This is a genomic window from Microbulbifer mangrovi (genome assembly GCF_002009015.1).
Lineage (GTDB): Bacteria > Pseudomonadota > Gammaproteobacteria > Pseudomonadales > Cellvibrionaceae > Microbulbifer > Microbulbifer mangrovi.
This window is the reverse complement of the sequence record NZ_LZDE01000230.1, coordinates 1-11,151: the sequence shown is the minus strand read 5'-3', so window position 1 is coordinate 11,151 and position 11,151 is coordinate 1. Positions and strand designations below refer to the sequence as shown.

Below are 11,151 nucleotides of genomic sequence, written 5' to 3'. Positions count from 1 at the left end.
GGCGCTGGATGTTCTGGATCGAACTGATCCCCGCGGCCATTTTCCTGATCGGCCTCTATTTCATTCCCGAAAGCCCGCGCTTCCTGGTGGCCAGCGGTCGCGGTGATACCGCCCGCTCGGTACTGGGCCGACTGTTTGGCGAGCGCGCGGCGGGCGACAAGGAGCGCGATATCCGCGCCTCCCTGGCCGACGATCACCGTCCCAGTCTGTCAGATCTCAAAGACGCAAAAACCGGCAAGCTGCGTAGCATCGTGTGGGTCGGCATCGGTCTCGCGGTGTTCCAGCAGTTGGTGGGGATCAATGTGGTGTTCTATTACGGCGCGGTGCTGTGGCAGTCGGTGGGCTTCACCGAGAGTGATGCACTGCTGATCAATGTGGTGTCCGGGGCGGTCAGTATTGCCGCGGTGATTACCGCGCTGATCCTGGTAGACAAGATCGGCCGCAAGCCGCTGCTGTGGGTCGGTTCCATCGGAATGGCGGTGACCCTGGCGATCATGGCGGTGTCGTTCTCCCGCGCGACGCTCGGTGAAGACGGTGGCCTCAGCCTGTCGGATTCCGTCGGCACCATTGCACTGATTGCTGCCAATGCCTATGTGGTCTTTTTCAATGCTTCCTGGGGGCCGGTGATGTGGGTGATGCTCGGGGAGATGTTCCCGAACCAGATCCGCGGTTCCGGCCTCGCTGTCGCCGGCCTCGCTCAGTGGCTGGCGAACTTCGGTATTACCCTGTCGTTCCCGGTACTGCTGGTCAGCATCCAGCTTTCCGGCAGCTACGGTATCTATGCGCTCTGCGCCTTTATCTCGATCTTCTTTGTCAGCAAGTATGTACGCGAGACCAAGGGGCGCGAACTGGAGCAGATGCAGGGCTGATTTTTCAAAATTCCCCACGAGTCACGACTCGTTTATCCCCGCGGCCTCTGCCCTGAGTTTGTCAGGGTATGCCCGGGAATTTTTTGGGCTCGATGCATTTATATGATTAACCTGACGAAATGCCCGGATTCGCAATGTTGAAAGAAATTTCGCAATGCTGAAAGAAATAAAGATAACGAACCGAAACAACAGAGGGATGGCTCTCATGCAAGCGACCAGAACCCCGTTCAAACCACTTCGTGCACTGCTGGCCGCGGGCATCGTGCTCGCCGGCCTTCCGGCAGTCTCCTCCGCAGCGGCAGCTGGCCACCAGCTGGATCTCTGGCCAAAGACCCAGAGTCCATCGGTAAAACCGGAGGTGGAAAAGCAGGTTGAGGCACTGCTTGAAAAAATGACCCTGAAGCAGAAAGTCGGCCAGATCATGCAGCCCGAAATCCAGTCCGTTACTCCGCAGGAAGTGAAGGAATACCATATCGGTTCGGTATTGAATGGCGGCGGCTCTATTCCCGGGCGCAAGGAAAAAGCCGGCCCGGACGATTGGCTGGCGCTTGCCGATGCCTACTGGGAGGCCTCCATGGATACCGGCGATGGTGGTCCGGCGATACCGGTATTCTGGGGCACCGATGCGGTACACGGTAACGGCAACCTCACCGGCGCAACCCTGTTCCCGCACAATATCGGCCTCGGTGCTACCGGTAACCCCGAACTGGTACGGGCCATCGGTGCCGCTACCGCGGAGGAGGTCCGCACTACCGGCGTCGAGTGGGTATTCGCCCCCACGCTGGCCGTTGCCCAGAACGATTTCTGGGGCCGCACATACGAGAGCTACAGTGAAGATCCCGAGGTGGTGAAGCAGTTCGCCTCCGCCATGGTCGAGGGGCTGCAGGGCAGTGTGGGTAGCGACGAATTTCTTGCGGAAACCCGCGTGCTGGCCTCTGCCAAGCATTTTCTCGCCGACGGCGGGACCTTCGGGGGCGACGACCAGGGCGATGCGCGCATCAGCGAGCAGGAGCTGGTGCAGATCCACAATGCCGGCTATCCGGCGGCGATCGAAAGCGGAGTGCAGACCATCATGGCCAGCTTCTCCGCGTGGAATGGCGAAAAGCACCACGGCAATAAATACATTCTCACCGATGCGCTGAAACAGCGAATGGGATTCGACGGCCTGGTGGTGGGTGATTGGAATGGCCACGGCCAGGTGGTTGGCTGCACCAACGACAGCTGCCCGCAGGCCATCAATGCGGGCATCGACCTGCTGATGGTGACCTATGACTGGAAAAGCATGATCGCCAATACGCTCGAGCAGGTGGAAAGTGGCGAGATCCCCATGGCGCGTCTGGATGACGCGGTGCGCAGAATCCTGCGGGTAAAACTGCGCGCAGGACTGTTCGACAAGAGGCCCTCCGAACGCGCCCTGGCGGGAGACGAGCGCGTCGTGGGCAGCAAGGAGCATCGCGAGCTGGCACGACGCGCGGTTCGTGAAAGCCTGGTGTTACTGAAAAACCGCGACGGTATCCTGCCGCTGAACCCCGATCAGAATATCCTGGTGGCGGGACCCGGTGCCGACAGTATTGCCATGCAGTCCGGCGGCTGGAGTGTCAGCTGGCAGGGCGCGGGTATTGCCAACGATAAATTCCCCGGTGCGACCTCGATTTACGCCGGGATCCGCAAAGCGGTAGAGCGCGCTGGCGGCCGGGCCACCCTGTCTGCCGATGGCGATTTTACGAAAAAGCCGGACGCCGCGATTGTAGTATTCGGTGAGACACCCTATGCGGAAGGGCAGGGCGACCGCAACACCCTCGAGTTTGAAGCTGGCCACAAGAAAAGCCTGGCGCTGCTGAAAAAAATGCAGGGAAAAAATATTCCTGTGGTTTCGGTATTTCTGTCCGGCCGCCCGCTGTGGATCAACCCTGAAATCAATGCCTCTGACGCCTTTGTGGCCGCCTGGTTACCCGGCACCGAAGGCGATGGCGTGGCGGACATGCTGATTGCCGATACTGACGGAAAAGCCCGCTATGACTTCAGCGGCCGCCTCTCTTTCTCCTGGCCGGGGCTGCCGTTGCAGGCAAAACTCAATGCCCACCACCCCGACTACGAACCCCTGTTTGCAACCGGCTACGGCCTGAGCCTGTACGAAGAAGTACAGGGGCCGGGCAAGCTTGCAGAAAATGTACCCGGCCTGATGCGGGGCGAGCCTGAAAGTTATGCGCTTTACGAGGGCCGCCCGCTACAGCCGTGGGGAATCCAGATCGAAGATTTTGAGAAAAACCAGATGCTGAGCGGCGCATTTGCCAAACTACCCAGCGGCCGGGTAACCGTGTTTACCAGTGATAAGGATGTGCAGGAAGATGCGCTGACCTTCACGTGGCACGATACCTGGTTTGCGCGGCTCAGCCTGAAGCACGGTGGTCCCCTGAATTTATCCAGCTATGTAGAAAAAGGAGTGCTGTCATTTGACATGAAGGTAGATGACCTCACCGGCGGGGATCTCGCGCTGGAAGTGCAGTGCGGGGAAAACTGCGAGCGGCGTGTGGAATTGTCTGTGCCGGCGCGAAAAAATATCGGGGAAGGGTGGACGCGAGAAAGCTACAAACTCAGCTGCTTTGTACACGACGGGGATGACTTCTCCAGCGTGACTTCACCATTTGCTCTGCGTGTCGGCGGCAAGGGGCAGGTGGCCGTAGCCAATATTCGGCTGGAAAAATCGGCCGAGGCCGAAGACCAGTGCCCCGATTACCGCACTCTGGCGACCACACCGGATATCCGTCACGAGCACTGGGCGCGCGGCTGGTGGGATGAGCGCTTCGAGCGGAATAAAAAGCGTCTGGCTAAGGGAAATGTGGACCTGCTGATGATTGGTGATTCCATTACCGAGGGTTGGGAAAATGCCGGCAAAAAAGTGTGGGATGAGTACTACAAAGACCGCAACGCGGTAAACCTTGGCTATGGCGGAGACCGAACTGAAAACCTGCTGTGGCGATTGCAGAACGGCGAGCTGGAAGGCATCAAGCCCAAGGCCGCAGTGGTAATGATCGGCACCAACAATACCGGACATCGACTGGAAGATCCTGAGCTCACTTCCGCCGGTATTCGCGCGGTACTGGATGAGCTGCGTAAACGTCAGCCGCAAATGAAAATCCTGCTGCTGAGTATCTTTCCCCGGGATCCGGAACCGGGAACACCGATGCGCAAGGTCAACCTCGGGATCAACGATATCATCGAAGAGTATGCCGATGGTGAGCATATTTTCTATCAGGAAATATACAGCGAGTTCCTGGAAGAAGATGGTCGACTGACCAAGGAGATCATGCCGGATTATCTGCATCTGAATGAAAAAGGGTACCGGATCTGGGCGGAGACGATGGAGCCTTCGCTCTCGCGGCTGATGGATTAACGGATAAAGGAGGCACTTGGGGATGATTGATACAACGCGCCGTAAACTTTTCAAAGCACTGGCAGCGGGTGCGGCATCCGCACCACTGGCCGGCAATGCGCTGGCAACGACGGCCAGCTGCGCTGATAAATCATCGCAACCGGCTGCCGCCATACCGCAATGGGGGCGCGGTGTGGAGGGGCAGAGAAGTGCAGACCTTGGCAACGGGACTTTCCTGAATCCCGTAGTCCCCGGTGATCATCCCGATCCGACCATCATCAAGGATGGCGATGATTACTATATGACGTTCTCGTCTTTCTACTCCTATCCCGGGCTGGTCATCTGGCACTCCACGGACCTGGTGAACTGGTCACCGGTGGGGCCAACCCTGTTCAAACCGCTGGGTGCAATCTGGGCGGTGGATCTGTGCAAGCACGAAGATCGTTATTACATCTATATCCCCGCCAACCCGGATGACAAGGGGTGGTCCATTTTCGTGATCTGGGCCGACGATATTCGGGGTCCATGGAGTGATCCCATCGATATGAAAATTCCCGGCTGCATCGACCCGGGACATATCGTGGGAGAGGACGGCCACCGCTACCTGTTCGTCAATGGCATTCGCAAGATTCGCCTTACCGACGATGGCCTCGCCGCAGCGGGAGAGCTGGAGCACGCGTATAGTCCATGGCGATACCCGGAAGACTGGGTTGTGGAAAATTTTGCCCCGGAAGGGCCCAAGCTACTGCGTCGTGGAGACTGGTTTTATCTGGTGACCGCTGTTGGTGGAACCGCCGGGCCACCCACCGGACATATGGTGATTGCCGCACGTTCCAGGTCTATCCATGGCCCCTGGGAGCACTGCCCGCAAAACCCCCTGGTGCGCACACTGAGTGCAGACGAGCCGTGGTGGTCTCGCGGCCATGCGACCCTGGTGGAAGGTCCACAGGGTGACTGGTGGATGGTGTATCACGGTTATGAAAACGGCTTCCGTACCCTGGGGAGGCAGACACTGCTCGAGCCGATTGAGTGGACGGAAGACGGCTGGTTTCGCGCGAAAGGCGGCGACCTTTCACTGCCCATGCAGCGGCCGGTGGGGAAGAAACAGAATGCGATTTCCGGTTTGGAATTATCGGACGATTTTTCCCGAAACCGCTTTGGGATCCAGTGGGCCTTTCACAGGCCCGCCGATGATGAAATGCAGAGAGTGCACTACGAAGAACGTGCGCTGCGAGTCGCGTGTCGGGGGCAATCCCCAGTAGACAGTGCTCCCCTAACCTGTATTCCGGTTGACCGCGCCTATGAGGTGGAGGTGGCGATGGACCTAGCGGGAAATGCCGAAGGTGGCCTGTTGCTGTTTTATAACCACAAGGCGTTTGTTGGTCTTGGTTTTTCCCGGCAGCACATCAAGACATTCCAGTATGCGGAAGAGCAGACCTGGTTTCGCCAGCCGGCGGACACCGGCAGTCTGCGGATACGAATGGTGAACCGAGACAATGTCGTCACTTATCATTACTCCCAAGACGGTGGCGAAACCTGGGAGCAACACGGGCACCGCATGGAAGTGTCCGGATTGCATCACAATGTTTTCGGCGGTTTCCTGAGTTTGCGCGTGGGAATGTATAGCGCGCTGAATAGCGAAGGCCACGAAAAAACGCCCGAAAAAGCAAGCGTCCGGTTCCGGGATTTCCAATACCGGGCAATCTGAAATTTGGCATGCAAAAGTGTGATGTTTTCGTCAGTTAATGTCGCCTACTTCTCCTTAACGATGGCCTTTTCGAGAGCGCCATCCGTCATATAAATAAGCTGATTAATTGATTGATTCAGTTTGCCAGTGTGACTTTCAGGTTTGGTGTGAGCTTGGGCGGGTGAGTTATCCCCGCCTGTTTTTTGCGCGCCGAACTGCCGGGTCGGATAACCCGGAATAATAATTAAATAACGACCTAACTCTTTTCACACCACAAGAAACCGGCTTTGGCTTGCGTTGTGCGCGATTCTCCGTGCTTGCCCTGGCCAATATCGGTCTTCTCGATTTCTGTACACGCAGCCTGTGCAATGTTTTGCCATGGCTGATTCGTATATTAAAACGATAAGGTGAAGAGAGATGCATTTTTTCCGCAATAAAATCAAAGATTGCCTGCTCCGGAGTTTAGTGTTGAGCGGGCTGCTGGTGATATCCATTCCTGGGTGGGCCGGTTTCTCCATCGATGACGGCCGTCTTCTGGATGGCAACGGCACGCCGTTTGTTATGCGCGGCGTCAATCACGCACACACCTGGTATCCCGGTCGTACCGCACAGGCGTTGACAGACATTGCCAACGCCGGTGCGAACACGGTGCGCGTGGTGCTTGCCAGCGGCGGTCGCTGGAACCGGAATAGCGGTGCCGATGTGGCGCAGGTGATTGCGCAGTGCAAGGCAAATACGCTGGTATGTGTGCTGGAAGTACATGATGCGACAGGCTGGGGCGAAGACGCTGCAGCCATTCATATTTCCGAAGCCGCGGAATACTGGGTAAGTCCGGATATCGTCGAGGCCATCAGTGGCCAGGAAGATTATGTGCTGATCAACATTGCCAATGAGCCTTTCGGCAATTCCGTATCCGAAAGTAACTATGTGGATGGAACCACATCGGCGATTCAGCGGATCCGCGACGCTGGCCTGACCCATACCATTGTGGTCGATGCCTCAAGCTGGGGGCAGGACTGGGAAAATTACATGCGCGCAAACGCGCCGCAGATTTTCGCTGCCGACCCGCTGGCCAATGTACTGTTTTCGGTGCACATGTATCAGATCTATGGCGACCACAATACGGTTGCAAGCTACATGCAGGACTTCGAGGACATGGGGCTGCCCCTGATCGTGGGCGAGTTTGGCCACGAGCACCAGGGACAACCGGTGGACGAGGACTCCATTCTCGCCGAAGCACAGACTCGCGGTATTGGCTATCTCGGCTGGTCCTGGTCCGGGAATACCGAACCCTATCTGGATATGGCGCTGAACTGGGATCCGAATAACCTTTCCGCTTGGGGCGAGCGGTTGTTCAACGGCGAGAATGGTATTGCGGAAACGGCCCAGTGCACGTCGGTATTTGAAGCTTGTGCGGGCTCCTCTTCCGGTGGCTCTTCATCCAGCTCCTCCTCCTCGAGCGGTTCCTCATCGGGAAGCTCTTCTTCAAGCTCTTCCTCTGGCTCTTCTTCTGGAGGTTCTTCGTCCAGTTCTGGTGGAAATGACTACGAAGATATAACCGTGAACTGCGTTGTCGAAAGTGTAAATGACTGGGGCGCTGGTTTCGTCAGTAATGTCACGATCAAAAACCAGGGCAATGTGGCAATTGATCGCTGGGAAATCGATTTGCACTTCCCGCACGAGGTGACGATCACAAATGCGTGGAATATCAATATGAGTTCGGTGACCGGAACAACGGTCAGCGGCAGTTCCATGTCGTACAACAGCCAGATTGATTCTTTACAGAATGTTTCCTTTGGTATGCAGGGGGTGGCAGGCAATGTCGGTACGCCCGGCTGTTCTCTCCGGTTTACGCGGTAGAAGTTTGAAAATTGCAGTACTCCTGAAATCGAAAAATAAATAGGTATAGCGATGAATAACAAAGACAAATTGACGCATTTAAAGAAGGCGCCAGAACTGTTCCGGAAAGCGCTTATCAGTACGGCCATAACACTGGCCATCTCCGCGGTTCCGGCCGCGGATGCAGCACCCCAGGAAGAGTACAACTGGAAGAATGTACGCATCGATGGCGGTGGCTTTATCCCGGGAATTATTTTCAACCGCACCGAACCCAATCTGATTTACACCCGCACGGATATCGGCGGTGCCTACCGTTGGAACGAGGCGAAGCAGGAATGGGTTCCGCTACTCGACTGGGTAGGCTGGGATAATTGGGGCTGGAACGGCGTGATTAGTATGGCCACCGACCCGGTGGACACCGATCGTGTGTACGCGGCCCTGGGTATGTACACCAACGACTGGGATCCGAATAACGGCGCAATTGCACGTTCGACTGATCGCGGTGAAACCTGGCAGGTGACCGAATTGCCATTCAAGGTTGGTGGCAATATGCCGGGCCGCGGAATGGGCGAGCGCCTGAGTATCGACCCCAACGATAACAGCACCATCTACTACGGTGCCGAGCTGGGTGAGGGCCTGTGGCGCAGCACAGATTACGGGGTTAGCTGGTATGAGGTGCAGACCTTCCCCAACCCCGGTACCTACGCCGCAGATCCCGATGACGAATGGGGTTACGGGGACAAGCTGCAGGGCGTGGTGTGGGTCACTTTTGATCCGTCATCCGGTACCAGCGGTGAGGGGGCCGATGTGATTTATGTGGGCGTTGCGGATAAAACCCACTCCTTATACCGCTCTACTGATGGCGGTGCCAGCTGGGAAGTGATCCCCGGAGCACCGTCGGGCCTGATTCCCCACAAAGGCGTTTACGATGAAGTGAATGGTGAACTCTACGTCGCCATGAGCGATACCGGCGGTCCCTATGACGGGGAAACCGGTGCGGTGTGGAAATTCGATAGTGCCACGGAAACCTGGACCGAAATCAGTCCCATGACCGCCGCCAGCGGAGAACTGTATTTCGGTTACTCCGGGCTCACTATTGATCGCCAGAATCCCGATACCCTGATGGTTGCATCACTCAACTCCTGGTGGCCGGACATGATCCTGTTTCGCACCACCGATGGTGGGGATTCCTGGACGCGGATCTGGGACTGGGACGGATACCCGACCCGCAGCAAGCGCTACGACATGGATATCAGCTCCGTACCCTGGCTGCATCTCGGTGCCAACCCGCAACCGCCGGAAGAGGCGCTGAAGCTCGGTTGGATGAATGAATCGATTGAAATCGACCCGCATAACTCCGACCGCCTTATGTATGGCACCGGTGCGACTATTTATGGCTCGCACAACCTCACCGATTGGGACAGCGATGGCACCGTCATCATTGAACCGATGATCAAGGGCGTGGAGGAAACCGCGGTGCTGGATCTCGCCAGTCCACCGAGCGGCAACGCGAATATTTTCTCTGCCCTGGGCGATATTGGTGGGTTCAAACATATCGACGTGGATGTAGTACCGGAGTTGATGTATCAGACTCCTTATCTAACCAGTACCACTGGAATTGATTTTGCCGCGCTGGACCCCGCGATAATGGTACGGGTGGGCAATGAAGATGGCGTTCACCTCGGTGTTTCCAGCTCTGCAGGAGATAATTGGTGGGCCGGTCAGGAGCCTGCCGGTGTGACCGGTGGTGGCAATGTAGCGATGAGTGCTGATGGCGGCGCTATTGTGTGGAGCCCGGGTGGTACCGGGGTGCACGTATCCACCACCTACGGCAGTTCCTGGACCGCATCCAGCGGGGTGCCGGAAGGTGCTCGTGTGGAAAGTGACCGGGTGAATCCGCAGGTATTTTACGCCTTCAGCGGTGGCACTTTCTATGTGTCGACTGACGCAGGCAGCAGCTTTGCCGCAACCGCCGCCAGCGGCCTGCCGGAATCCGGTAAGTTCCTCGCGGCCCCCGGACTGGAAGGGCATATCTGGCTCGCAGGCAGTGCCGTCAATGCGAGTGCGGAAACAGTCACCGGCCTGTGGCGCTCTACCGATGGCGGTGCCAGTTTCGACAAACTCACCTCGGTGGACGAGGGCATTAATATTGGCCTGGGGGCCGCCGCGCCCGGCAGTGATTACCAGACGCTCTACCTGGTGGGTACGGTAGATGGTGAAACCGGGGTATTCCGCTCCACCAATGAAGGTGCCGGCTGGGTACGCATCAATGATGACGCGCACCAGTACGGCAATATGGGCGAGGCGATCACCGGCGACCCTCGGATTTACGGCCGTGTTTACCTGGGCACCAATGGTCGCGGCCTGCTGTACGCCGATCCCACCGGTGCGGTTGTGGAGAATGCCGATCCCGTTGCCGCAGCCAGCGCCACGCCAGTCAGCGGTGATGCGCCACTACTGGTGAGCTTCGATGGTAGTAACTCCAGCGACGCCGATGGCGATGCACTGAGTTACAGCTGGAGCTTTGGCGATGGTGCGTCGGCCACTGGCGCCACGGCGAGCCATACCTACCAGAGCGCGGGTAACTTCACCGCAACCCTTACGGTCAATGACGGCCGCGGTGGCGCCGACACTGACAGTGTGGTCATTACCGCGAACGGCATAGAGCCGGAAAACATGTCTCCGGTGGCCGTAGCTGCAGTCAGTACCACGAGCGGAGAGGCACCGCTCGCAGTGACCTTCGATGCTGCGGGATCCAGTGATGCCGATGGCGACCCACTCACCTATAGCTGGAATTTCGGTGACGGTAGTACCGGCAGTGGCGTCAACGTGAGCCACACCTATACCGAAGCGGGAGAATACACCGCATCGCTTACCGTAAACGATGGTGCAGCCAGCAGTAGCGATAGCCTGGTAATTACGGTCAGTGCCGCAGATGACGGTGGTGATAACGGCGGAAATGATGGAGACGGCACCGCAAGTTGCGAATACATCGAAGGCAGCCACTGGGGCGCCGGTTTTACCGGCAGCATCCGCATTACCAACAATGGCTCAGTGCCGATTGATGGCTGGGCGCTGACTTTCTCCTATAGCGGCAGCAGTCGAATTACCAATCTCTGGAATGCCAATCTCACTGGCAGTAACCCGTACAGTGCCACCGGATTTGACTGGAACAGCGTAATCCAGCCCGGTGCCTATGCGGAATTCGGTTACCAGGGAGAAAAATCTACGGAAGAAGCGCTGGAAATTCCCGCCATTTCTGGAAGTGTATGTGAGTAAAAAGGAGAGAGGGAGCTACTATATCTTCCGCTAACCGAAAAGCTTTCTCCGTCAGATAAGGTCATACTAGTGACCGCTTTTAACCCGGCTGCATGCAGCCGGGT

Annotated in this window: 5 protein-coding genes; all 5 read left to right on the top strand. The window is 57.3% G+C overall.

The annotated features are described in order from the left end of the window. Positions 1-869: MFS transporter (locus B4U49_RS03260; protein WP_143735503.1), on the top strand; the 869-nt coding region annotated here is incomplete at its 5' end. 205 nt (positions 870-1,074) lie between these two features. Continuing rightward, positions 1,075-4,263, top strand: coding sequence for a glycoside hydrolase family 3 N-terminal domain-containing protein (locus B4U49_RS03255; protein WP_078083143.1), 3,189 nt, complete (start codon positions 1,075-1,077; stop codon positions 4,261-4,263). A 22-nt stretch (positions 4,264-4,285) separates the two neighbouring features. Further along, positions 4,286-5,950, top strand: coding sequence for a family 43 glycosylhydrolase (locus B4U49_RS03250; RefSeq protein ID WP_078083142.1), 1,665 nt, complete (start codon positions 4,286-4,288; stop codon positions 5,948-5,950). A 447-nt stretch (positions 5,951-6,397) separates the two neighbouring features. Continuing rightward, entirely contained in the window at positions 6,398-7,789 is a 1,392-nt protein-coding gene (locus tag B4U49_RS03245; RefSeq protein ID WP_239692457.1) for a cellulase family glycosylhydrolase, read from the top strand. A 51-nt stretch (positions 7,790-7,840) separates the two neighbouring features. Further along, positions 7,841-11,047: a PKD domain-containing protein gene (locus tag B4U49_RS03240; RefSeq protein WP_078083140.1), complete on the top strand. Its 3,207-nt coding sequence runs from the start codon at positions 7,841-7,843 to the stop codon at positions 11,045-11,047. Positions 11,048-11,151: the final 104 nt, after the last annotated feature.